Annotated in this window: 27 protein-coding genes; 26 read left to right on the forward strand and 1 reads right to left on the reverse strand. The window is 62.8% G+C overall.

Features of this window, described 5'->3' with window-relative positions; translation table 11 throughout:
• The first annotated feature begins 2 nt into the window (after nucleotides 1-2).
• The 3 genes from rpoC to AB8Z38_RS03175 all read left to right on the forward strand — a co-directional run bounded on the left by rpoC (nucleotide 3) and on the right by AB8Z38_RS03175 (nucleotide 8,593).
• Complete coding sequence (gene rpoC / locus AB8Z38_RS03165) at nucleotides 3-4,199, forward strand: DNA-directed RNA polymerase subunit beta' (RefSeq protein WP_369723098.1); 4,197 nt, start codon at nucleotides 3-5, stop codon at nucleotides 4,197-4,199.
• A 189-nt stretch (nucleotides 4,200-4,388) separates the two neighbouring features.
• Nucleotides 4,389-6,443: an FAD-dependent oxidoreductase gene (locus AB8Z38_RS03170; protein ID WP_369723099.1), complete on the forward strand. Its 2,055-nt coding sequence runs from the start codon at nucleotides 4,389-4,391 to the stop codon at nucleotides 6,441-6,443.
• A gap of 137 nt (nucleotides 6,444-6,580) precedes the next feature.
• Entirely contained in the window at nucleotides 6,581-8,593 is a 2,013-nt protein-coding gene (locus AB8Z38_RS03175) for an ABC transporter ATP-binding protein (RefSeq protein WP_369723100.1), read from the forward strand.
• Here the strand turns inward: AB8Z38_RS03175 and AB8Z38_RS03180 are convergent.
• Nucleotides 8,521-9,759 carry an FAD-dependent oxidoreductase gene (locus AB8Z38_RS03180; RefSeq protein ID WP_369723101.1) on the reverse strand — a complete coding sequence of 413 codons (1,239 nt, stop codon included), beginning with the start codon at nucleotides 9,757-9,759 and terminating at the stop codon, nucleotides 8,521-8,523. The two genes, AB8Z38_RS03175 and AB8Z38_RS03180, sit on opposite strands and share 73 nt — an antisense overlap.
• A 637-nt stretch (nucleotides 9,760-10,396) precedes the next feature.
• Between AB8Z38_RS03180 and rpsL the strand changes: the two genes are divergently transcribed.
• The 23 genes from rpsL (at nucleotide 10,397) to rpsE (ending at nucleotide 23,511) form a co-directional block, all read left to right on the forward strand.
• On the forward strand, nucleotides 10,397-10,768 hold the full coding sequence (gene rpsL, locus AB8Z38_RS03185; RefSeq protein ID WP_007603006.1) for a 30S ribosomal protein S12: 372 nt from the start codon (nucleotides 10,397-10,399) through the stop codon (nucleotides 10,766-10,768).
• Nucleotides 10,769-10,783: 15 nt separating this feature from the next.
• Nucleotides 10,784-11,254 carry a 30S ribosomal protein S7 gene (gene rpsG, locus AB8Z38_RS03190; RefSeq protein WP_045008219.1) on the forward strand — a complete coding sequence of 157 codons (471 nt, stop codon included), beginning with the start codon at nucleotides 10,784-10,786 and terminating at the stop codon, nucleotides 11,252-11,254.
• 32 nt (nucleotides 11,255-11,286) lie between these two features.
• Entirely contained in the window at nucleotides 11,287-13,359 is a 2,073-nt protein-coding gene (gene fusA, locus AB8Z38_RS03195) for an elongation factor G (RefSeq protein WP_369723102.1), read from the forward strand.
• Between the two features lie 40 nt (nucleotides 13,360-13,399).
• On the forward strand, nucleotides 13,400-14,590 hold the full coding sequence (tuf, locus tag AB8Z38_RS03200) for an elongation factor Tu (RefSeq protein ID WP_129268061.1): 1,191 nt from the start codon (nucleotides 13,400-13,402) through the stop codon (nucleotides 14,588-14,590).
• Between the two features lie 85 nt (nucleotides 14,591-14,675).
• Nucleotides 14,676-14,984: a 30S ribosomal protein S10 gene (gene rpsJ / locus AB8Z38_RS03205; protein WP_002712302.1), complete on the forward strand. Its 309-nt coding sequence runs from the start codon at nucleotides 14,676-14,678 to the stop codon at nucleotides 14,982-14,984.
• Nucleotides 14,985-15,037: 53 nt separating this feature from the next.
• Entirely contained in the window at nucleotides 15,038-15,754 is a 717-nt protein-coding gene (rplC, locus tag AB8Z38_RS03210) for a 50S ribosomal protein L3 (protein WP_369723103.1), read from the forward strand.
• 1 nt (nucleotide 15,755) lies between these two features.
• Nucleotides 15,756-16,376: a 50S ribosomal protein L4 gene (gene rplD / locus AB8Z38_RS03215; protein WP_369723104.1), complete on the forward strand. Its 621-nt coding sequence runs from the start codon at nucleotides 15,756-15,758 to the stop codon at nucleotides 16,374-16,376.
• Nucleotides 16,373-16,675 carry a 50S ribosomal protein L23 gene (locus tag AB8Z38_RS03220; protein WP_247436933.1) on the forward strand — a complete coding sequence of 101 codons (303 nt, stop codon included), beginning with the start codon at nucleotides 16,373-16,375 and terminating at the stop codon, nucleotides 16,673-16,675. Before rplD ends, AB8Z38_RS03220 begins: the two co-directional genes overlap by 4 nt.
• A 12-nt stretch (nucleotides 16,676-16,687) precedes the next feature.
• Entirely contained in the window at nucleotides 16,688-17,521 is an 834-nt protein-coding gene (rplB, locus tag AB8Z38_RS03225; protein WP_369723105.1) for a 50S ribosomal protein L2, read from the forward strand.
• Between the two features lie 12 nt (nucleotides 17,522-17,533).
• Nucleotides 17,534-17,812: a 30S ribosomal protein S19 gene (gene rpsS, locus AB8Z38_RS03230; RefSeq protein WP_008136357.1), complete on the forward strand. Its 279-nt coding sequence runs from the start codon at nucleotides 17,534-17,536 to the stop codon at nucleotides 17,810-17,812.
• 10 nt (nucleotides 17,813-17,822) lie between these two features.
• Complete coding sequence (rplV, locus tag AB8Z38_RS03235) at nucleotides 17,823-18,212, forward strand: 50S ribosomal protein L22 (protein ID WP_369723106.1); 390 nt, start codon at nucleotides 17,823-17,825, stop codon at nucleotides 18,210-18,212.
• A gap of 18 nt (nucleotides 18,213-18,230) precedes the next feature.
• Nucleotides 18,231-18,950, forward strand: coding sequence for a 30S ribosomal protein S3 (gene rpsC, locus AB8Z38_RS03240; protein ID WP_369723107.1), 720 nt, complete (start codon nucleotides 18,231-18,233; stop codon nucleotides 18,948-18,950).
• Between the two features lie 32 nt (nucleotides 18,951-18,982).
• Nucleotides 18,983-19,396, forward strand: a complete 414-nt coding sequence (rplP, locus tag AB8Z38_RS03245; RefSeq protein WP_063982581.1) for a 50S ribosomal protein L16 — start codon at nucleotides 18,983-18,985, stop codon at nucleotides 19,394-19,396.
• Nucleotides 19,397-19,401: 5 nt separating this feature from the next.
• Entirely contained in the window at nucleotides 19,402-19,608 is a 207-nt protein-coding gene (gene rpmC, locus AB8Z38_RS03250) for a 50S ribosomal protein L29 (protein ID WP_045008782.1), read from the forward strand.
• 13 nt (nucleotides 19,609-19,621) lie between these two features.
• Entirely contained in the window at nucleotides 19,622-19,870 is a 249-nt protein-coding gene (gene rpsQ / locus AB8Z38_RS03255; protein ID WP_369723108.1) for a 30S ribosomal protein S17, read from the forward strand.
• Between the two features lie 83 nt (nucleotides 19,871-19,953).
• Entirely contained in the window at nucleotides 19,954-20,322 is a 369-nt protein-coding gene (gene rplN / locus AB8Z38_RS03260) for a 50S ribosomal protein L14 (protein WP_008549246.1), read from the forward strand.
• Nucleotides 20,322-20,636 (forward strand): 50S ribosomal protein L24, encoded by a 315-nt coding sequence (gene rplX / locus AB8Z38_RS03265; protein ID WP_369723109.1) that lies wholly within the window; start codon nucleotides 20,322-20,324, stop codon nucleotides 20,634-20,636. The genes rplN and rplX overlap by 1 nt, the downstream gene beginning before the upstream one ends.
• A complete protein-coding gene (gene rplE, locus AB8Z38_RS03270) occupies nucleotides 20,629-21,186 on the forward strand; it encodes a 50S ribosomal protein L5 (RefSeq protein ID WP_369723110.1) in 558 nt (185 codons plus the stop codon). Before rplX ends, rplE begins: the two co-directional genes overlap by 8 nt.
• 46 nt (nucleotides 21,187-21,232) lie before the next feature.
• A complete protein-coding gene (rpsN, locus tag AB8Z38_RS03275) occupies nucleotides 21,233-21,538 on the forward strand; it encodes a 30S ribosomal protein S14 (RefSeq protein ID WP_369723111.1) in 306 nt (101 codons plus the stop codon).
• Nucleotides 21,539-21,552: 14 nt separating this feature from the next.
• The gene (gene rpsH / locus AB8Z38_RS03280; protein WP_369723112.1) at nucleotides 21,553-21,996 is read left to right on the forward strand and encodes a 30S ribosomal protein S8; all 444 of its coding nucleotides are present in this window, start codon (nucleotides 21,553-21,555) and stop codon (nucleotides 21,994-21,996) included.
• The gene (rplF, locus tag AB8Z38_RS03285) at nucleotides 21,969-22,502 is read left to right on the forward strand and encodes a 50S ribosomal protein L6 (protein WP_369723113.1); all 534 of its coding nucleotides are present in this window, start codon (nucleotides 21,969-21,971) and stop codon (nucleotides 22,500-22,502) included. The genes rpsH and rplF overlap by 28 nt, the downstream gene beginning before the upstream one ends.
• Before the next feature lie 11 nt (nucleotides 22,503-22,513).
• A complete protein-coding gene (rplR, locus tag AB8Z38_RS03290; protein ID WP_007603036.1) occupies nucleotides 22,514-22,876 on the forward strand; it encodes a 50S ribosomal protein L18 in 363 nt (120 codons plus the stop codon).
• Nucleotides 22,877-22,920: 44 nt separating this feature from the next.
• Entirely contained in the window at nucleotides 22,921-23,511 is a 591-nt protein-coding gene (gene rpsE, locus AB8Z38_RS03295) for a 30S ribosomal protein S5 (protein WP_369723114.1), read from the forward strand.
• The last annotated feature ends 25 nt before the right edge of the window (nucleotides 23,512-23,536 follow it).

Below are 23,536 nucleotides of genomic sequence, written 5' to 3' on the forward strand. Positions count from 1 at the left end.
CGATGAACCAAGAAATTATGAATCTCTTTAACCCGACGACGCCGGCTCAGGTCTTCGACCAGATCCGGATTTCGATCGCGAGCCCCGAGAAGATTCTGTCCTGGTCGTACGGCGAGATCAAGAAGCCGGAGACCATCAACTACCGTACCTTCAAGCCCGAGCGCGACGGCCTGTTCTGCGCGCGCATCTTCGGGCCGATCAAGGATTACGAGTGCTTGTGCGGCAAGTACAAGCGCATGAAGTACAAGGGCATCATCTGCGAGAAGTGCTCGGTCGAGGTCACGCTGTCGCGCGTCCGGCGCGAGCGCATGGGCCATATCGAGCTCGCGGCGCCCGTTGCCCATATCTGGTTCCTGAAGTCGCTGCCCTCGCGCATCGGCCTGCTGCTGGACATGACGCTGAAGGATCTCGAGCGGATCCTTTACTTTGAATATTACGTCGTGCTGGAGCCGGGCCTCACCGCGCTGAAGGACCGTCAGCTCTTGTCGGAAGACGAGTATCTGAAGGCGCAGGACGAGTACGGCCAGGATTCCTTCACCGCCATGATCGGCGCGGAAGCGATCCGCGAGCTGCTCAAGGGCATGGACCTCGAGAAGCTCGAATTGAGCTTGCGCGCGGAGATGCAGGAGACCGACTCCGACATCAAGCACAAGAAACTCGCCAAGCGCCTGAAGATCGTCGAGGCGTTCCGCCATTCCGGCAACAAGCCGGAATGGATGATCCTGACCGTGGTCCCGGTGATCCCGCCGGATCTGCGTCCGCTGGTGCCGCTGGACGGCGGCCGCTTCGCGACGTCGGATCTCAACGACCTCTATCGCCGCGTCATCAACCGCAACAACCGCCTGAAGCGGCTGATGGAGCTGCGCGCGCCGGACATCATCATCCGCAACGAGAAGCGCATGCTTCAGGAGGCCGTCGACGCACTGTTCGACAACGGCCGCCGTGGCCGCGTCATCACCGGCGCCAACAAGCGTCCGCTGAAGTCGCTCGCCGACATGCTCAAGGGCAAGCAGGGCCGCTTCCGCCAGAACCTGCTCGGCAAGCGCGTCGACTATTCGGGCCGTTCGGTGATCGTGGTCGGTCCCGAGCTGCGCCTGCATCAGTGCGGCCTGCCGAAGAAGATGGCGCTCGAGCTGTTCAAGCCGTTCATCTATTCGCGGCTTGACGCCAAGGGCCTGTCCACCACGGTGAAGCAGGCGAAGAAGCTGGTCGAAAAGGAACGGCCCGAGGTCTGGGACATCCTGGACGAGGTGATCCGCGAGCATCCGGTGCTCCTGAACCGCGCCCCGACGCTGCATCGCCTCGGCATCCAGGCGTTCGAGCCGGTGCTGATCGAGGGCAAGGCGATCCAGCTTCATCCGCTGGTCTGCGCCGCGTTCAACGCCGACTTCGACGGCGACCAGATGGCCGTGCACGTTCCGCTGTCGCTCGAAGCGCAGCTGGAAGCGCGCGTCCTGATGATGTCGACCAACAACATCCTGCATCCGGCCAACGGTCAGCCGATCATCGTGCCGTCGCAGGACATCGTGCTTGGTCTGTATTACGTCTCGGTGATGCGTGAAGGCCTGCCCGGCGAGGGCAAGCGGTTCGGCGACATGGCCGAGCTCGAGCATGCCCTGCACGCGAAGGTCATCCACCTCCACACCAAGATCAAGTATCGGTGGCAGGGCATGGACGAGACCGGCAAGGTCTCGACGCGCTGGATCGAGACCACCGCAGGTCGCGTCATGCTCGGCAATCTGCTGCCGAAGAACCCGAGAATTTCGTACGAGATCATCAACAAGCTGATGACCAAGCGCGAAATCTCCGGCGTGATCGACCAGGTCTACCGTCACTGCGGTCAGAAGGAGACGGTGATCTTCTGCGACCGCATCATGGCGCTCGGCTTCTACAACGCGTTCAAAGCCGGCATCTCGTTCGGCAAGGACGACATGGTCGTGCCGCACTCGAAGTGGAAGATCGTCGATACCACCCGTACGCTGGCGAAGGATTTCGAGCAGCAGTACAACGACGGTCTGATCACCCACGGCGAGAAGTACAACAAGGTTGTCGACGCCTGGTCGAAGGCGACCGAGGAAATCGCCAAGGCGATGATGAAGGAGATCTCCTCCACCAAGAAGACGGCAAGCGGAGCGGATGCCGACATCAACTCGATCTACATGATGGCGCACTCCGGTGCGCGCGGTTCGCCGGCGCAGATGCGCCAGCTCGCCGGCATGCGCGGCCTGATGGCCAAGCCGTCGGGCGAGATCATCGAGACGCCGATCATCTCGAACTTCAAGGAAGGCCTCTCGGTGCTCGAGTACTTCAACTCGACCCACGGCGCCCGCAAGGGCCTCGCGGACACCGCGTTGAAGACCGCGAACTCCGGCTACCTGACGCGGCGTCTCGTCGACGTGGCGCAGGACTGCATCATCACGCAGGACGATTGCGGCACCAAGCTCGGCATCAAGATGCGCGCCATCGTCGATGCCGGCACCGTGGTCGCTTCGCTCGGCTCGCGCATCCTCGGACGCACGGCCTGCGAAGACGTGCGTGACAGCTCGGGCAAGGTGATCATCAAGCGCGGTACGCTGATGGAAGAGAGCCATCTGGATGCCATCCACCAGGGCGGCGTCCAGGAGGTGAAGATCCGCTCGGCGCTGACCTGCGAGCTCGTCAACGGCATCTGCGGCAAGTGCTACGGCCGCGATCTTGCTCGCGGCACGCCGGTCAACCACGGTGAAGCGGTCGGCGTCATCGCGGCGCAGTCGATCGGCGAGCCGGGTACCCAGCTCACCATGCGCACCTTCCACATCGGTGGTGCGGCGCAGCTCAACGAGCAATCGTTCGTCGAATCCAACTTCGACGGCAAGATCGTGATCAGGAACAAGGCCATCGCCCGCAACAGCGAAGGCCATCTGGTTGCGATGGTGCGCAACATGGTGGTCGCGATCGTCGATGCCGACGGCACGGAGCGTGCGACGCACCGTATTCAGTACGGTTCGCGCCTGCATGTCGACGAAGGCGACACGGTCAAGCGCGGCCAGCGCATCGCCGAGTGGGATCCCTACAGCCGTCCGTTGCTCACGGAAGTGGAGGGCACCATCGGCTTCGAGGATCTGGTCGAGGGGCAGTCGATCACGGAAACGCTGGACGAAGCCACCGGTATCGCCAAGCGCGTGGTCATCGACTGGCGCTCGCAGCGCGGCGGCGCGGATTTGCGTCCGGCCATCGTGGTCAAGGGCAAGGACGGCAAGGTCCTCAAGCTCGCCCGTGGCGGCGATGCCCGCTACATGCTGTCGGTCGACGGCATTCTGTCGGTCGACGTCGGAGCCAAGGTCCAGGCAGGCGACATCCTCGCCCGTGTCTCGACCGAAAGCGCCAAGACGCGTGACATCACCGGCGGTCTGCCGCGGGTGGCGGAACTGTTCGAGGCACGGCGTCCGAAGGATGCGGCGATCATCGCCGAGATCGCGGGCACCATCCGGTTCGGACGCGACTACAAGAACAAGCGTCGCATCTCGATCGAGCCGATGGACAAGACCGACGAGGCGCGCGAGTACCTGATCCCGAAGGGCAAGCACATCCACCTTCAGGACGGCGACGTCGTCGAAAAGGGCGACTTCATCGTGGAAGGCAACCCGGCACCGCACGACATCCTGGCGGTCAAGGGTATCGAAGAGCTCGCGGCCTATCTGGTCAACGAAATCCAGGAGGTCTACCGGCTCCAGGGCGTGCTCATCAACGACAAGCACATCGAGGTGATTGTCCGTCAGATGCTCCAGAAGGTGGAAGTCACCGACCAGGGCGACACCGACATGATTTCGGGCGAACAGATCGACAAGATCGAGTTCGACCAGATCAACGAGAAGACCAGGGAAGAGGGCAAGAAGATCGCCACGGGTACGCCGGTTCTGCTCGGCATCACCAAGGCGAGCCTCCAGACCCGCTCCTTCTTCTCGGCGGCTTCGTTCCAGGAGACCACCCGCGTCCTCACGGAAGCGGCGGTCAACGGCAAGGTCGATCCGCTCGAAGGTCTCAAGGAGAACGTCATTGTCGGCCGGCTCATCCCGGCAGGCACCGGCGCCTCCATGGCCAAGATCCGCGAAGTCGCCGTCAAGCGCGACAAGATGATCCTCGACGAGCGCGAGAAGCAGGCTGCCGTCGTGCCGCCGGCGCCGGAAGTGGAGCCGATGGCGCTGCCGCCCGCGGAATAATGGTTCATCCGTAAGAATACCGAGGACAATGAAAAGGCCGGCGCAAGCCGGCCTTTTTGCTGCTTTGTTTGCCTGTTGCGTTGCGGCGCCAACCTTTGTTCATCTTTCCTTCAGGCGCAAAAGCGCTTCTGCTAGGGAGCTTAGACCGGTGGTCCCGCGGGGGGCAGGGCCGGAGACCACGGAACTGACATGCTTGATCTCGCAATCGTAGGCGGCGGCCCCGGCGGGCTGATGAGCGCCTGGTATCTGAAGCGTAAGCTCGGCGACCTCTGCCGCATCACGATCTATGAGGCCTCCGACCGGCTCGGCGGCAAGATCGTCACGCGCAAATTCGATTCCGCACCCGCAATGTACGAGGCGGGCGTTGCGGAGATCTACGACTACTCGATGACCGGGCCCGACCCGTTGCGCGAGCTGATCCAGCATTTTGGCTTGCAAACCATTCCGATGGACGCCGAGCAGGTGCAGTTCGGCGGCGAGCTCCTCAACGACGTCGCCGGCATGCGCCGCAAATACGGCGCGAAGACTGCGGCCGCAATCGAGGCGTTCCGCCAACGTTGTGCCGAGAAGATGTCGCCGATCGAGTACTACGAAGGCGTCGGCGCGCACGACAACGAGAACCCCTGGGCCTACAAGACGGCCGAGCAAGTGCTCGACGAGGAGGTCGAGGACGAGACCGCAAAACGATTTTTCAAGGTGATGGCGCGCTCCGATATCGCCACCGAGAGCCACAACACCAACGGGCTCAACGCGCTCAAGAATTATTTGATGGATGTCGACGGCTATATCGGCCTCTACTCCATCCAGAACGGCAACGAGCAGATCATCGAGTGCCTCCAGTCGGAGGTCGATGCCGACATCCAGCTCAATCACCGTGTGCTCGCCGTCGGCAAGGCGCCGACCGGGCGCTATCAGCTCAAGATGATGAACGGCAAGGGACCGGAGACGCGCGACTTCGATCTCGTGCTGGTCTGCCTGCCGCATTCATGGCTCGCGACCATGGGCTGGGAGGGCGAGCAGCTTCGCAAGTCGATGGTCAAGCACGTCTCCTATTTCGACCGGCCGGCGCATTATTTGCGCGTCTCGATCCTGTTCGATTCCCCATTCTGGGGCGACAAGATTTCCGGCGCCTGGTTCATGTCGGAAGCCTTTGGCGGCTGCTGCGTCTACAACGAGGGCGCACGCCACGACGTCGGCAAGCACGGCGTGCTGAATTGGCTGATTCCCGGTTCCGATGCGCTCGCCTTCGCCAATTTGTCTGACCAGGAGCTGATCGACGCCGCGCTGAAATCGCTGCCGGCTTCCCTCGGGAATGCGCGCACGCATTTCATGGAAGGCAAGATCCATCGCTGGCTGTCCTCGGTGAACGCTATACCGGGCGGCCTGCCCGTGCGCGACGTCATGACCAATCACCGGCCCGAGCCGAAGGAACATCCCGGCATCGTGGTGGTCGGCGACTATCTGTTCGATTCGACACTGAACGGTCTGCTCGACTCCTCGGATGCGGCGACCGACATCATCCTGACCGAGATGATGCGCCTGCGCCGCGTGCGCAGCCAGGACGCCAAGCCGCTGTCGGACAAGATCGACCGCGACTATTTCGAGAACTATCGCGGCCAGGGACCTTACAGCGAAGCGTGGCAGCGCTTCACCGATCCCGACTATTTGACGAAGCTGATCGGCATCGTCTGGGGCAAGGCGCAGGGTGCCAAGCTGCTGGTCGCGGGCTCGGCGAGCGGCGAGCTGGTCGGCGCGCTCCGCGAACGCGGGTTCGATGCCTTCGGGATCGAGAACAACCGCGCCATCCACGCCAAAACGCCGAAGGCGCTGAAGAAGTACAACAAGCTCGGCTCGATCACCGACATGCCGTTCAAGGACGGTGCGTTCGACTTCGTGTTCGAGACCAGCCTCTGTCATATTTCCCCGAAGCAGGTGGTCCGTGCGATCCGCGAGCTGAACCGCGTGGTCAAGACCGGCCTCGTATTCGGCTCGATCACGTCCGACATGGCACCGGCGCTGATCGACCGTTACGACCTGTTGCGCGGCGTCAAGAAGCTCGGCACCTGGTGGGAATGGTCCGAGCTGTTCTTCGGCAACGGCTTCGACCTTGCGATGCACCGCAAGGACTGCACCGACGCGCTCTGGGAGGCGACGCTTGCCGCGAACAAGGGCCCCGGCCAGTGGTATGCCGACGCCGACAGCTTGCGCTATTCCTTCTTCGACAAGATCGAGGACGAAGACTAGCCGTTTGAGATCGGATGAGCTCGTCCAATTGCTTTGCCGAATTCACCCTGATCGCATAGAATCGGTGCAGTAGCGGCTTTCCGCTATTTCTCTCCTTTTCTCTGCGGTCATGCCGGCCGTCAGCATCGGTTGGTTTCATGGCGTCCAGGCCTCTCTCTCCCGACAAACAGAAGCTCGCCGCGCAAGAGGCGGCAGAGCTGGAACAGAAGATCGCCGCGGTCGAAAGCCCCGACCTTGAAGAGGACGACGAAGACGAGGACGACGAGCTGGAGCTCGACGACGAGGATGAGGACGAAGACCTCGTCGTCTTTACCGCCCGCGAAGCCGCCGGCGCGCTCGCAACCATCTGGGGTTTCGTCAAACCCCATCTCGCCAATTACAAGCGGATATTGGCGTACGTGGCGTTCGGCGTACTGATCGAGACGCTGTTCAACGTCATCATGCCGCTCAGCCTGAAATTCCTGATCGACGACGCGCTCGGCGAGGAGGATTTCCAGGCGCTCTACAAGATCCTCGGCGTGCTCGCGGTCGCGGGGATCTTCACCTCGATCGTGGCGGTCTGGTACGAGCGCTGGGACGCGCGGTTAGCCGCCTGCGTCATCTCCGACGTCCGCAAGCGGCTGTTCGAGCACGTTCAGGACCTGCCGGCGGCGTATTTCGGGCGTACCAAGCGCGGCGAGATTCTGTCGCGCTTTTCCGTCGACCTCGCCGCCTTCGAGGGCTCGGTCAAGAGCTTCGCCAACAGCGCGGCGTTGCCGCTCCTGGAGTTGATCGCAGGCATCATCCTGATGTTCTTCCTCAACTGGCAGCTCGCGTTGGTCGCGCTGCTGGTGTTTCCGATCACGCTGATCGGCCCCCGCATGCTCACGCCGCATGCGGTGCAGGCCAATTACGAGCAGAAGCTCAACGAATCCGCGCTGCTCGGCATGGTGCAGGAGAACGTGGCGGCCCAGGCCGTGATCAAGGCGTTCAGCCTGCAACGCAGGATGTTCGGCTTCTTCACTTTCCGCAACGATGCGACCCGCAACAGGATGGCGTCGGCGGCGTTCCTGTCGACCATGGTGGAGCGCACCGTCACCATCTCGGTGCTGCTTTTGCACCTCGTCGTGCTCGCGATCGGTGCCTATCTCGCGACCAAGGGCCAGATCACCATCGGCACCTTCGTGACCTTCGAGAGCGCATTCTGGGAGGTGTCCTACAACATCGCCCACGTGATGCACTTCATCCCGGTCTCGATCTCCTCGGCCGCGGCCGTCCGCCACATCCAGGAACTCCTGGACGAGCCGACGCGCGGCGCCGATCGTCCCGGCGCGCCCGATCTGCCGCGCATCAGCCACGACATCACCTTCGACCGTGTGACCTTCCGGTACGAAGGCAGCCAGACGCCGGTGCTGGACAATCTCAGCCTCAAGCTCGACGTCGGCAAACGAATCGCCATCGTGGGCCCCAGCGGCTCCGGCAAGAGCACGCTGCTCAATCTGATCCTGCGCCTCTATGTGCCGGACGAAGGGCGCCTCACCATCGACGGTGTCGATGTCCGCAAGGTGACGCTGGAATCGCTGCGCCGGAGCATGGCCGTCGTGTTCCAGGAGAACATGCTGTTCAACATGTCGATCCGCGAGAACATCCGCCTCGGCAAGGAGGGCGCGACCGACGAGGAGGTGGAGGAGGCGGCCAGGAAGGCCGAGATCCACCGCTACATCGTGAGCCTGCCGCAGCGCTACGACACGTCGGTGGGCGAGCGCGGCGATACCCTGTCGGGCGGCCAGCGCCAGCGCATCGCGATCGCACGCGCGATTATCCGCAATCCGTCCGTGCTGCTGCTCGATGAAGCGACCTCGGCGCTGGACCAGACCACGGAAGCGGCGATCAACCGCACGCTGCTGAAGGTTGCGAAGGGGCGCACCATGATCTGGTCGACCCACCGCCTGACGTCGGTGGTGGAGATGGACGAGATCATCGTGATTTCAGGGGGCCGGGCGATCGAGCGCGGCTCGCACGCCGAGCTGCTCAGCAAGAACGGCACTTATCGCAAGCTGTGGGACGATCAGACCCATCAGCCGCACGGCGCTCCGGCTCACGCCGAGGACGACAGTGACGACGATCTCGACGAGGATGATGAGGACGAGGACGACGAGGAGGAGGAGTGACCGAGGAAGTTCGGCTCCAGATGGATCACGCCGCCAAGCCGCCGCAATAATCCCTGGGCCGACCACGCAAAGAAGCGCGCCCAGCGCTGCGCCATCCAGTAGGGGCTGGTCGCGATCGAAACCGAGCGGAAGTCGAACGCCTTTGCCACCGACCATTCATCGCAGGCCCGCTTGACCGGATCGGCATAAAAGGTGGCGATCTTGTCCGCGTCCATCCCATCGGAGGCCAGCCACTGCGGAATGTAGACGCTGCAAAGCCGTTCGACGTCGGTGAACACCTTGTCGCAGCCGGTGCCGGCGACCGGGCAGGAGGTCGAGAAGGCATCACCCACCAGCACCAGGCCAGGCTGATGGCTGGCGTCATTCACATAGAGATCAACTGGGCGGATCCTGATCTCGCCGGCGATGTCGAACGGGCCGGTGATACGCTTGAGCCGCGGCAGGGCGGCATCCAGTGTCGCAGCCGGCGCCCGGCGTAGCTCGCGCAGCCAGGGATCGTCGAAGCCGCGGTAGACGAACAAATTGGCGCGCATCCGCGGGCCGATCGGAAACAGCGAGATGTAGGGGATGCGGTCGCTCGGCCGCTCCGAGAAATAGGTCAGCGCCGGGAAATCGAACGAGGTCCGCTCCGTTGGCACGATGTCGAACCCGATCGAGATCGAATGGCAGGCGCTGACGATGTTTCGCGTGATGCCGAGCTGGTGGCGCAGGCCGACGTTCAATCCGTTCGCGAGCACGACCAGGCGGGCGGAGATCGTCGCGTCGTTGGCAAGGGTGATTCTCTGCCGCTCCGGGCTTGTTTCGATCGACACCGCCTTGGCCCAGACGCGCTCGACGTTCTCGGGGATCTCGTCGCGGATGACGTTGACCAGGCAATCGTAGAGAATGTTGAACTGCCGGCTCGGCGCCTTGTCGAGCAGGCGACCGAATCGCGCGATCCAGTTCTCGCCGGCAAAAGTCGCGTGGCGCAGCACTGACTCGGCAATTCCAGTGCGCGCGAATCGCTCGATTTGGATGTGACCGCTGAGTTTTTCGACGCGAAAATCGGCCGGATAGGTGGCATGCGGATCAATCAGCACCGTCGAAATACCGGCGCGGCCGAGCATTGCAGCGGCCGTCGAGCCGGCGAGCCCTCCGCCGATGATCGCAATGTCGGTGTACCGCATGACGCAAATCTCTGCCGAACGGGTAGATTGACGCTCGAAGAGGAAAAAAAGCCTTAGTAGCGGTTATAAAAGTATATTTCATCCGGGTATAATGTGCATCTGGGCTGGTGAAGAGGCCGCGGCTCACTATGTCGGTAGGGTGTGCGGGGAGGGGCGCCAAACGCGGTGTGGCTCCGGCGCAAGCTGCGCTCCTGACTGTGGTTTCACCTTGACTCGACTGATTCCGACTTATAGAAAGCGCATCACTTAACGACAGGCGGTGAGCATCGCCAGCGTCGGTACGGAGCACCTGCCTGACCCCCTCGGGGTCGCCTGGCAGGCACCAACCTCGACGAATGCCGCTCAAACGCTGTCGATCATAGCTAGGCAATGCCAGGCGTTTTAGTTCTCTTGAGCATGTTCTCTTGAGATCGAACTCGGATGCATGACCTCGGTGCGTGGGCTGCGGCATTTCGCTGATCAGCTCAAGAATCGCGGTCCTCTGTGGCGTCGAAGCGCTTTCCGCTCAGTGATGAGTGGTTGGCGCGATTTCGCTTTGTGCGGTTGTTCCGTGCATGGCGGCCTCGTCGGGCGGGTAGCTTGAGAAGAATTTGCGGACCCGGTGACGGGCCGCGGCAGAAAAAGGGTGAAGGCCAGAATGCCGACGATCAACCAGCTGATCGCACAACCGCGGGAAGTGCAGAAGTCGCGCAAGAAGGTGCCGGCGCTGCAGCAGTCGCCGCAAAAGCGCGGCGTTTGCACGCGCGTCTACACCACGACCCCGAAGAAGCCGAACTCGGCGCTTCGTAAGGTCGCCAAGGTGCGCCTGACCAACGGCTTCGAGGTGATCGGCTACATCCCGGGCGAGGGCCATAACCTCCAGGAGCACTCCGTGGTCATGATCCGCGGCGGTCGCGTCAAGGATTTGCCCGGCGTGCGCTACCACATCCTCCGCGGCGTTCTGGATACCCAGGGCGTCAAGAACCGTAAGCAGCGTCGTTCGAAGTACGGCGCCAAGCGTCCGAAGTAAGCGGGAACCAGATCCATGTCTCGTCGTCACTCAGCGGAAAAGCGCGAAGTTCTGCCGGATCCGAAGTTCGGGAACATTATCATTACGAAGTTCATGAACTCGGTGATGTACGCCGGCAAGAAGTCGGTTGCCGAAGGCATCGTCTACGGTGCGCTCGGCCTCATCGAATCCAAGACCAAGCAGAACCCGCTCGGCGTGTTCGAGCAGGCACTCGAGAACGTCATGCCGACGATCGAAGTGCGCTCCCGCCGCGTCGGTGGCGCGACCTACCAGGTTCCGGTCGAGGTTCGTTCGGTGCGCCGTCAGGCGCTGGGCATTCGGTGGCTGATTTCGGCTGCGCGCGAGCGGAACGAGAAGACGATGACCGAACGGCTTTCGGCGGAGCTTCTCGACGCATCGAACAGCCGCGGTAACGCCGTCAAGAAGCGCGAAGACGTGCACCGGATGGCGGAAGCCAACCGCGCCTTCTCGCACTATCGCTGGTAACGGCGACACACTCGGACTCGCAAGGAACGCCTATGCCCCGCCAACATGCCATCGAGGACTACCGCAACTTCGGTATCATGGCGCATATCGACGCCGGCAAGACCACGACGACCGAGCGCATCCTCTATTACACCGGCAAGAGCCACAAGATCGGCGAAGTGCACGAAGGTGCCGCGACGATGGATTGGATGGAGCAGGAGCAGGAGCGGGGCATCACGATCACCTCGGCTGCGACCACTGCGTTCTGGGCCGGCAAGCGACTGAACATCATCGATACCCCGGGCCACGTCGACTTCACCATCGAAGTCGAGCGTTCGCTGCGCGTACTCGACGGCGCCGTCTGCGTGCTCGACTCGAACCAGGGCGTGGAGCCCCAGACCGAGACCGTCTGGCGCCAGGGCGACAAGTACAAGGTTCCGCGGATCGTCTTCGCCAACAAGATGGACAAGACCGGCGCCGACTTCTTCAAGTGCCTGGCCGACATCGTCGACCGCCTCGGCGCCAAGCCGATTGCGATCCAGCTTCCGATCGGCGCTGAGAACAACTTCAAGGGTCTCGTCGACCTCGTGAAGATGAAGGGCATTGTCTGGAACGATGAATCGCTCGGTGCGAAGTTCGACTATGTCGACATTCCGGAAGATCTCGTCGAGCAGGCCAAGGAATACCGCGAGAAAATGGTGGAAGCCGCCGTCGAGCTCGACGACGATGCGCTTGCTGCTTTCCTCGACGGCAACGAGCCGGACGAAGCGACGCTGAAGCGGCTGATCCGCAAGGCGGTGCTGACCGGCGCGTTCTATCCCGTGCTCTGCGGCTCGGCTTTCAAGAACAAGGGCGTGCAGCCGCTGCTCGACGCCGTCGTCGACTATCTGCCGTCGCCGATCGACGTGCCCGCGATCAAGGGCACCGACGACCGCGGCAATGAGGTCTTGCGCAAGGCCGACGACAAGGAGCCGCTCGCGCTGCTGGCGTTCAAGATCATGGACGATCCGTTCGTCGGCACCATTACCTTCTGCCGCATCTACTCGGGCGTGCTCCAGAGCGGCACCGGTGTCGTGAACTCGACGCGCGAGAAGAAAGAGCGCATCGGACGCATGCTGCTGATGCATGCGAACAACCGCGAAGACATCAAGGAAGCCTATGCCGGCGACATCGTCGCGCTGGCCGGTCTGAAGGAAGCGCGCACCGGTGACACGCTGTGCGATCCCGACAAGCAGGTGATCCTCGAAAAGATGGAATTCCCCGAGCCGGTCATCGAGATCGCGATCGAGCCGAAGTCGAAAGCCGACCAGGAAAAGCTGGGCGTGGCTCTGGCGAAGCTCGCCGCGGAGGATCCGTCCTTCCGCGTGTCGACCGACCAGGAGTCCGGCCAGACCATCCTCAAGGGCATGGGCGAACTCCACCTCGACATCAAGGTCGACATCCTCAGGCGCACCTACAAGGTCGACGCGAACATCGGCGCACCGCAGGTGGCGTTCCGTGAGCGCGTGACCAAGAAGGCCGAGGTCAAGTACACCCACAAGAAGCAGACCGGCGGTACCGGTCAGTTCGCCGAAGTGTCGATCATCGTCGAGCCGAACGAGCCCGGCAAAGGCTACGAGTTCGAGTCGAAGATCGTCGGCGGCGCGGTGCCGAAGGAATACATCCCCGGCGTCGAAAAGGGCATCAACAGCGTCTTGAGCTCTGGCGTCGTGGCGGGCTTCCCCGTGGTCGACGTCAAGGTGCAGCTCGTCGACGGCAAGTATCACGATGTCGACTCGTCGGCGCTCGCCTTCGAAATCGCGTCGCGCGCGGCCTTCCGCGAAGCCTTGCAGAAGGGCAAGTCCGTCCTGCTCGAGCCGATCATGAAGGTCGAAGTGGTGACCCCGGAAGACTATACCGGCTCGGTCATCGGCGACCTGAATTCCCGGCGCGGTCAGATCCAGGGTCAAGACATGCGCGGCAACGCCAACGTCATCAACGCGATGGTGCCGCTCATGAACATGTTTGGGTACGTGAACAACCTGCGCTCGATGAGCCAGGGGCGCGCGACCTTCACCATGCAATTCGATCACTACGCAGAAGCGCCGGCAAACGTGTCGGCAGAAGTCCAGAAGAAGTTTGCCTGATTGTCGTCGGTCTCGAACTGACGATTGAACGGAGAGTCAAATGGCCAAAGCAAAGTTTGAACGTAACAAGCCGCACTGCAACATCGGCACCATCGGTCACGTCGACCATGGCAAGACGTCGCTGACCGCGGCGATCACCAAGATTCTCGCCGAGACCGGCGGTGCGACGTTCACGGCGTACGACCAGATCGACAAGGCGCCGGAAGAGAAGGCGCGTGGCATCACCATCTCGACCGCGCACGTCGAGTACGAGACCAAGAACCGCCACTACGCCCACGTCGACTGCCCCGGCCACGCCGACTACGTGAAGAACATGATCACCGGCGCTGCCCAGATGGACGGGGCGATCCTGGTCGTGTCGGCTGCCGACGGCCCGATGCCGCAGACCCGCGAGCACATCCTGCTCGCCCGCCAGGTCGGCGTGCCCGCGCTCGTTGTGTTCCTCAACAAGTGCGACATGGTGGACGATCCGGAACTGCTCGAACTGGTCGAGCTCGAGGTCCGCGAGCTGCTCTCCAAGTACGAATTCCCGGGCGACAAGATCCCGATCATCAAGGGTTCGGCGCTCGCCGCTCTCGAAGATTCGGACAAGAAGCTCGGCCACGACGCCATCCTCGAGCTGATGAAGAACGTCGACGAGTACATCCCGCAGCCGGAGCGTCCGATCGATCAGCCGTTCCTGATGCCGGTTGAAGACGTGTTCTCGATCTCGGGCCGCGGCACCGTCGTGACCGGCCGTGTCGAGCGCGGCATCGTCAAGGTCGGCGAGGAAATCGAGATCGTCGGTCTGCGCGCGACCCAGAAGACCACCGTCACCGGCGTCGAAATGTTCCGCAAGCTGCTCGATCAGGGCCAGGCCGGCGACAACATCGGTGCGCTGCTCCGCGGCACCAAGCGCGAGGACGTCGAGCGTGGCCAGGTGCTGGCGAAGCCGGGTTCGGTCAAGCCGCACACCAAGTTCAAGGCCGAGGCCTACATCCTCACCAAGGAAGAGGGCGGTCGCCACACCCCGTTCTTCACCAACTACCGTCCGCAGTTCTACTTCCGCACCACCGACGTGACCGGTGTCGTGCATCTGCCGGAAGGCACCGAGATGGTGATGCCAGGCGACAACATCGCGATGGAAGTGCACCTGATCGTGCCGATCGCGATGGAAGAGAAGCTCCGCTTCGCGATCCGCGAAGGCGGCCGTACCGTCGGCGCCGGCGTCGTCGCCTCGATCATCGAGTAATCACGCGAATAGGGAATGGCGAGTGGCGAGTGGATGAAATCCATTCGCTGTTCGCTACTCGCCACTCACTAAGAAAGACACGGCAATGAACGGCCAAAATATTCGTATCCGTCTCAAGGCGTTCGACCATCGAATTCTCGATACGTCGACCCGCGAGATCGTGAACACGGCGAAACGTACCGGCGCGCAGGTTCGCGGACCCATTCCGCTGCCCACCCGCATCGAGAAGTTCACCGTCAACCGTTCGCCGCACGTCGACAAGAAGAGCCGCGAGCAGTTCGAGATGCGCACTCACAAGCGCCTGCTCGACATCGTCGATCCGACCCCTCAGACCGTCGACGCTTTGATGAAGCTCGACCTGGCCGCCGGTGTCGACGTCGAGATCAAGCTCTAAGATTTTTGGATCACGTTCGCGCCTAGCGGACAGAAAGAACAGGAAGCACGCCGATGCGCTCCGGAGTGATCGCACAAAAGGTCGGGATGACGCGGGTCTTTACAGAGGCCGGCGAACATATCCCCGTGACCGTGCTGAAGCTCGGCAATTGCCAGGTCGTAGCCCACCGCACTGAAGAGAAGAACGGCTACGTCGCGCTCCAGCTTGGTGCCGGCAGCCGCAAGACCGTGTATCTGCCCAAGGCAGAGCGCGGCCAGTTCGCGGTCGCCAAGGTGGAGCCGAAGCGGCAGGTCGAGGAATTCCGCGTCTCCGCGGATGCCATGATCCCGGTTGGTGCCGAGATCCTGGCCGACCACTTCGTCGTCGGCCAGTTCGTCGATGTCACCGGTACCTCGGTCGGTAAGGGTTTTGCCGGCGGTATGAAGCGCTGGAACTTCGGCGGTCTGCGCGCCACCCACGGCGTGTCGGTCTCGCACCGTTCGATCGGTTCGACCGGTGGTCGTCAGGACCCGGGCAAGACCTGGAAGAACAAGAAGATGCCCGGCCACATGGGTGTCGATCGCATCACCACGCTCAACCTTCGCGTCGTCCAGACCGATGTCGAGCGCGGCCTGATCCTCGTCGAAGGCGCCGTTCCCGGCTCCAAGGGCGGCTGGATTCGCGTGCGCGATGCCGTCAAGAAGCCGCTGCCGAAGGAGGCTCCGAAGCCTGGCAAGTTCAAGGTTGCCGGCGGCGAAGCCGAGGCTGCGGCCCAGCAAGAGGGAGCGTGAGATGGAATTGAAGGTCACGACCCTCGAGGGCAAGGAAGCCGGCTCGGTCCAGCTTTCCGACACCATTTTCGGCCTTGAGCCGCGCCAGGACATCCTTGCACGTTGCGTGCAGTGGCAGCTCAACAAGCGTCAGGCCGGCACGCACAAGGCCAAGGGCCGCGCCGAGATCTGGCGCACCGGCAAGAAGATGTACAAGCAGAAGGGCACCGGCGGTGCTCGTCACGGCTCGGCCCGCGTGCCGCAGTTCCGTGGCGGCGGCCGTGCCTTCGGTCCGGTGGTGCGTTCGCACGCCACCGGCTTGCCGAAGAAAGTCCGCGTGCTTGCGCTCAAGCATGCGTTGTCGGCCAAGGCCAAGGACGGCGATCTGCTGGTGATCGACAAGGCCGCGCTGGAAGCCGCCAAGACCAAGGCGCTGCTCGGTCACTTCTCGGGCCTCGGCCTGACCAACGCGCTGATCATCGACGGTGCCGAGCTCAACAACGGTTTTGCCGCTGCCGCTCGCAACATCCCGAACATGGATGTGCTGCCGATCCAGGGCATCAACGTCTATGACATCCTGCGCCGTCGGAAGCTGGTTCTGACCAAGGCCGCCATCGATGCGCTGGAGGCGCGCTTCAAATGACGAAGAACATCGAGCCCCGCCATTACGACGTGATTGTCGCCCCGGTCGTGACCGAAAAGGCGACGCTGGCGTCCGAGCACAACAAGGTCCTGTTCAAGGTGGCCGCGAAGGCGACCAAGCCGCAGATCAAGGAAGCGATCGAGAAGCTGTTCGACGTCAAGGTCAAGAGCGTCAACACGCTGGTCCGCAAGGGCAAGACCAAGATCTTCCGCGGCAATCTCGGCTCGCAGTCGAATACCAAGCGCGCGATCGTGACCCTCGAAGAGGGCCACCGGATCGACGTTACCACCGGTCTGTAAGGTCGCACGACGATGGCACTGAAGACATTCAATCCCACGACGCCGGGCCAGCGCCAGCTGGTCATGGTCGATCGTTCGGCGCTCTACAAGGGCAAGCCGGTCAAGGCGCTCACCGAAGGCAAGCACTCCTCGGGCGGTCGCAACAACACCGGCCGCATCACCGTGCGTTTCCGTGGCGGCGGCCACAAGCGGACGCTGCGGACCGTCGACTTCAAGCGTGACAAGATCGACGTTCCCGCGACCGTCGAGCGGCTCGAATACGATCCGAACCGCACCGGCTTCATTGCGCTGATCAAATACGAGGACGGCGTGCAGGCCTACATCCTGGCGCCGCAGCGCCTGGCCGTGGGTGACACCATCATCGCCGGCAACTATGTCGACGTGAAGCCGGGCAACGTCATGCCGCTCGGCAACATGCCGGTCGGCACGATCATCCACAACATCGAGACCAAGATCGGGAAGGGCGGCCAGCTCGCGCGTTCCGCGGGCACCTATGCCCAGCTCGTCGGTCGCGACCAGGACTACGTGATCATCCGCCTGAACTCGGGCGAGCAGCGCCTGGTGCACGGCCGTTGCCGCGCCACGATCGGCGCGGTGTCGAACCCGGATCACATGAACACCTCGATCGGCAAAGCCGGCCGCACACGTTGGATGGGCCGTCGTCCGCACAACCGCGGCGTCTCGATGAACCCGATCGACCATCCGCACGGCGGTGGTGAAGGTCGTACCTCGGGCGGTCGCCACCCGGTGACCCCGTGGGGCAAGCCGACCAAGGGCAAGAAGACCCGCACCAACAAGTCGACCAACAAATTCATTCTCCTAAGCCGCCACAAGCGGAAGAAGTAAGGAACGCCGGACATGGTTCGTTCAGTCTGGAAAGGCCCGTTCGTCGAGGGTTCTCTGCTCAAGAAGGCAGATGCCGCGCGCGCTTCCGGCCGTCACGACGTCATCAAGATCTGGAGCCGTCGCTCGACTATCCTGCCGCAGTTCGTCGGTCTGACCTTCGGCGTCTACAACGGCCAGAAGCACGTGCCGGTGGCGGTCAACGAGGAAATGGTCGGTCACAAGTTCGGCGAGTTTTCGCCGACCCGTACTTTCCATGGCCATTCGGGCGACAAGAAAGCCAAGAAGGCTTGAGGATTAAACGATGAGCAAACCTAAGCGCGAACGGAGCCTCGCCGAGAACGAGGCGAAGGCGGTCGCCCGGATGCTGCGGGTGAGCCCGCAGAAGCTCAACCTGGTCGCCCAGCTCATTCGCGGCCGGAAGGCGTCTGCGGCACTCGCCGACCTGCAGTTCTCGCGCAAGCGGATCGCGGTCGACGTGAAGAAGTGCCTGGAGTCGGCGATCGCGAATGCCGAGAACAACCACGACCTGGACGTCGACGATCTCGTCGTGACCCAGGCTTTCGTCGGCAACGGTCTCGTGATGAAGCGCTTTGCACCGCGCGGCCGTGGCCGCTCGGGCCGTGTCTACAAACCATTTTCGCAGCTGACGATCATTGTGCGTCAGGTCGAAGCCGAAGCAGCAGCGGCTTAAGGGACGCAGGAGAAAACGATGGGTCAAAAGATCAATCCGATCGGTCTGCGTCTGGGCATCAACCGGACCTGGGATTCCCGCTGGTATGCCGGCAAGCAGGAATACGGCAAGCTGCTGCACGAGGACGTCAAGATCCGCGAGATCCTGCACAAGGAGCTCAAGCAGGCGGCCGTCGCCCGCATCGTGATCGAGCGTCCGCACAAGAAGTGCCGCGTCACCATCCACTCGGCTCGCCCGGGCGTGGTGATCGGCAAGAAGGGCGCCGACATCGACAAGCTGCGCAAGAAGGTCGCGGACATCACCGCGTCCGACGTCGTCATCAACATCGTCGAGATCCGCAAGCCGGAGCTCGATGCGACGCTGGTGGCCGAATCGATCGCGCAGCAGCTCGAGCGCCGCGTCGCGTTCCGCCGTGCCATGAAGCGCGCCGTGCAGTCGGCGATGCGTCTCGGCGCGGAAGGCATCCGCATCAACTGCTCGGGTCGCCTGGGCGGTGCGGAAATCGCGCGCATGGAATGGTACCGCGAAGGCCGCGTGCCGCTGCATACGCTGCGCGCCGACATCGACTACGGCGTTGCGACCGCGTTCACGACCTTCGGCACCTGCGGCGTCAAGGTCTGGATCTTCAAGGGCGAGATCCTCGAGCACGATCCGATGGCCCAGGACAAGAGAATGGCCGAAGGCGAGACGGGCGGCGGTGGCGGCGGCCGGCAGCGCCGTGACAACGCTGCGGCCTGACGCCAGCACAGAGAATTTGAGGGCTTGAAGCCATGATGCAACCTAAGAAAACGAAGTTCCGGAAGGCGCATAAGGGCCGTATCCACGGCGTGGCGTCTTCGGGTGCGACGTTGGCGTTCGGCCAGTTCGGCCTGAAGGCGACCGAGCCTGAGCGCGTCACCGCGCGCCAGATCGAAGCCGCTCGCCGCGCGCTGACCCGCCACATGAAGCGCGCCGGCCGGGTCTGGATTCGCGTGTTCCCCGACGTTCCGGTGTCGAAGAAGCCGGCCGAAGTCCGCATGGGCTCCGGCAAGGGCGCGCCGGAACTGTGGGTGGCGCGCGTCAAGCCGGGCCGGGTGCTGTTCGAGATCGACGGCGTCAACACCCAGACCGCGCGCGAGGCGCTGACGCTGGCGGCCGCCAAGCTGCCGATCAAGACGCGCTTCGTCGAACGCATTGCGGAGTAATGGCCATGGCCCAGATGAAGATCGAAGACATCCGCGCGCTGAGCCCCGACCAGCAGGATGATGCTGTGCTGAACCTGAAGAAGGAGCGCTTCAACCTGCGCTTCCAGCGCGCCACCGGCCAGCTCGAGAATACCTCGCGGCTGCGCGAGGCCCGTCGTGACATCGCCCGGATCAAGACCGTCGCCGCGCAGCAGCGCGCGAAGAAGAAGTAAGAGGCTTACGAAGATGCCAAAACGTACTTTGCAAGGCGTGGTCGTCAGCGACAAGACAGCCAAAACCGTCGTGGTGCGCGTCGACCGCCGCTTCACGCACCCGATCTACAAGAAGACGATCCGCCGTTCGAAGAACTACCACGCGCACGACGAAGGCAACGAGTTCAAGCCGGGCGATGTGGTGTGGATCGAGGAATCGAAGCCGATTTCGAAGTTGAAGCGCTGGATCGTGATCCGGGGCGAACACAAGAAAAGCGCCTGATCTGTTGGCTTTGGCCGACTGACTTCAGGTAAATGTTGAGCGCCGGCTAGGCTGGCGCAAAGAGAAGAGGACGAGGTGCATCAATGATTCAGATGCAGACCAACCTCGACGTGGCCGATAATTCTGGCGCACGCCGTGTCATGTGTATCAAGGTGCTCGGGGGCTCCAAGCGCCGCTACGCCACGATCGGCGACATCATCGTCGTCTCGATCAAGGAAGCGATTCCGCGTGGCAAGGTGAAGAAGGGCGACGTGATGAAGGCCGTCGTGGTGCGCGTCCGCAAGGACATCCGCCGCGCTGACGGTTCGGTCATCCGCTTCGACCGCAACGCCGCCGTCCTGATCAACAACCAGGCCGAGCCGGTCGGCACCCGTATCTTCGGGCCCGTGCCGCGCGAGCTGCGCGCCAAGAACCACATGAAGATCATCTCGCTCGCGCCGGAGGTGCTGTGATGGCTGCGAAGATCCGCAAGGGCGACAAGGTCGTCGTGCTGACCGGTCGCGACAAGGGCCGCACCGGCGAAGTGTTCGAGGTGCGTCCGGACGCCGGCACGGCGCTCGTGCGCGGCATCAACATGGTCAAGCGTCACCAGAAGCAGACGCAGGCCCAGGAGGGCGGCATCATCTCGAAAGAGGCGCCGATCCAATTGTCCAACGTCGCCTATATCGGCAAGGACGGAAAGCCGACGCGCGTCGGATTCAAGATTCTGGCGGACGGCAAGAAAGTTCGCATCGCCAAGAGCTCGGGAGCTGAGATCGATGGCTGAGACCGCTTACACCCCGCGCCTGCGCGCGGAATACGACGCGAAGATCCGGACGGAGATGACCGAGAAGTTCGGTTATGACAACGTCATGCAGGTTCCGCGGCTGGACAAGGTCGTGCTGAACATGGGCGTTGGTGATTCCGTCAACGACCGCAAGAAGGCCGAGAACGCCGCTGCCGAATTGACCCAGATCGCCGGCCAGAAGGCGATCGTGACCTATTCGCGCGTCGCGATCGCGACCTTCAAGCTGCGTGAGAACCAGCCGATCGGCTGCAAGGTCACGCTGCGCAAGGCCCGTATGTACGAGTTCATCGATCGCCTGGTGACGGTCGCGCTGCCGCGCGTCCGCGACTTCCGCGGCCTGAACCCGAAGAGCTTCGACGGCCGCGGCAACTATTCGCTCGGCATCAAGGAACACATCATTTTCCCCGAAATCGACTTCGACAAGGTCACCGAAGCCCGCGGTATGGACATCACCGTCTGCACCACGGCCAAGACCGACGACGAGGCGAGGGCCTTGTTGACCGCTTTCAATTTCCCGTTCCGGCAGTGAGACGCTGACCTAAAGCCTCTCAAACGCGGATACCCAGGAGCCAAGCATGGCAAAGAAGAGTTCAATCGAGAAGAACAACCGGCGCAAGCGGATGACGAAGAACGCCGCCCCGAAGCGCGAACGGTTGAAGGCGATCATCGGCGACAAGACGCTGCCGATGGAGGAGCGGTTTGCCGCGACCCTGAAGCTTGCCGAGATGCCGCGCAATTCGTCGGCGACGCGCATTCGTCTGCGTTGCGAGCTGTCGGGCCGTTCGCGCTCGAACTATCGCAAGAACAAGCTGTCCCGTATCGCGCTGCGCGAACTTGGCTCCAAGGGCATGGTCCCGGGCCTCGTCAAGTCGAGCTGGTAAGGAGGGTCGTTTAGATGTCCACGCACGATCCAATCAGCGATCTGATCACCCGCATCCGCAACGCGCAGATGCGCGCCAAGAACAAGGTCTCCACGCCTGGTTCGAAGATGCGCGAGAACGTCCTCGAAGTGCTGAAGAGCGAGGGCTACATCCGCGGTTACGCGACGCTCGAGCATTCCTCGGGCCGCAGCGAGATCGAGATCGAGTTGAAGTATTTCGACGGCGAGCCCGTCATCCGCGAGATCGAGCGGGTCTCCAAGCCCGGGCGTCGCGTTTACGCCTCGGTGAAGAACCTGCCGCGGGTCAATAACGGACTCGGTATTTCGGTGTTGTCGACGCCGAAGGGGATCATGGCCGACCACAGTGCGCGTGAAGCGAACGTGGGCGGTGAAGTCCTCTTCACGGTGTTCTGGAGAAGGATTTTTGATCCATGTCACGAGTTGGCAAAAGGCCGGTAGCGGTGCCGTCGGGTGTGACCGCGTCCGTCGACGGGCAGACCGTCAAGATGAAGGGGCCCAAGGGCCAGCTTCAGTTCGTCGTCCATGACGACGTCGAGGTGAAGCTCGACAACGGCCAGGTCAAGGTGAACCCGCGGGTCGAGACCAACCGCGCGCGGGCGCTGTACGGTACGGCTCGCGCCCAGGTGGCGAATCTGGTCGAAGGCGTCACCAAGGGCTTCGAGAAGAAGCTCGAAATCACCGGCGTCGGTTACCGCGCCGCGCTGCAGGGCAAGAACCTGCAGCTCGCGCTCGGCTACAGCCACGACGTGGTCTACACGATTCCGGAAGGGATCACGATCACCGTGCCGAAGCCGACCGAAATCACGGTGACGGGCAGCGACATCCAGCGTGTCGGCCAGGTCGCCGCCGAGATCTGCTCCTATCGTCCGCCGGAGCCCTACAAGGGCAAGGGCGTGAAGTATGTTGGCGAATTCATCTTCCGCAAGGAAGGCAAGAAGAAGTAACGGAGCCGGTCATGTCGAAAGCCAAGGTTACGAATGCCCGGCGCAAGCGGAGTGTGCGGCTGAAGTTGCGCCGCTCCGGTGGCGGCCGTCCGCGTCTGTCCGTGTTCCGCTCGTCGAAGCACATCTACGCCCAGGTCATCGACGACCTGAAGGGCGAGACGCTGGCCTCTGCCTCCTCGCTCGAGAAGTCGATGCGCGACGGCGGCAAGACCGGCGCCGACATCGATGCGGCGAAGGCGGTCGGCAAGCTGCTGGCCGAGCGCGCTGCCGAGAAGGGCGTCAAGGAAGTCGTGTTCGATCGCGGCAGCTATCTCTATCACGGGCGCGTCAAGGCGCTGGCCGACGCGGCGCGTGAGAGTGGGCTGAGCTTCTAACAGAATTTGAGGATTGAGGCGCAAGCCTCTGAAGGATTGGAAAAATGGCAGAACGCGAACAACGTGGTGGACGCGATCAACGCGGCGGTCGTGACCGCCAGCAGCGCGAGGAGCGTGACAGCGAGTTCGTCGACAAGCTGGTCCACATCAACCGCGTGGCCAAGGTCGTCAAGGGCGGCAAGCGCTTCGGTTTCGCAGCGCTGGTCGTGATCGGCGATCAGAAGGGCCGCGCCGGCTTCGGTCACGGCAAGGCACGCGAAGTTCCTGAGGCGATCCGCAAGGCCACCGAGTCCGCCAAGCGCAATCTGACCCGCGTGTCGCTGCGCGAGGGCCGCACGCTGCACCACGACATTGCGGGCCGTCATGGCGCGGGCCGGGTCTATCTGCGTGCTGCTCCGGCCGGTACCGGCATCATCGCCGGCGGCCCGATGCGCGCCGTGTTCGAGACGCTCGGCGTCCAGGACGTGGTGGCGAAGTCGATCGGCTCGTCGAACCCGTACAACATGGTGCGCGCGACTTTCGACGCGCTGAAGCACCAGGATTCGCCGCGTTCGGTCGCAGCCCGCCGCAACATTAAGGTGTCCACCCTGCAGGCCCGTCGCATCGGCGGCGATGCCGAAGTGGCTGCCGAGTAACGGAATCTTTTCGGAGTAGACCACG

It is taken from the genome of Bradyrhizobium sp. LLZ17 (assembly GCF_041200145.1).
In the GTDB taxonomy this organism is placed as follows: Bacteria; Pseudomonadota; Alphaproteobacteria; order Rhizobiales; family Xanthobacteraceae; genus Bradyrhizobium.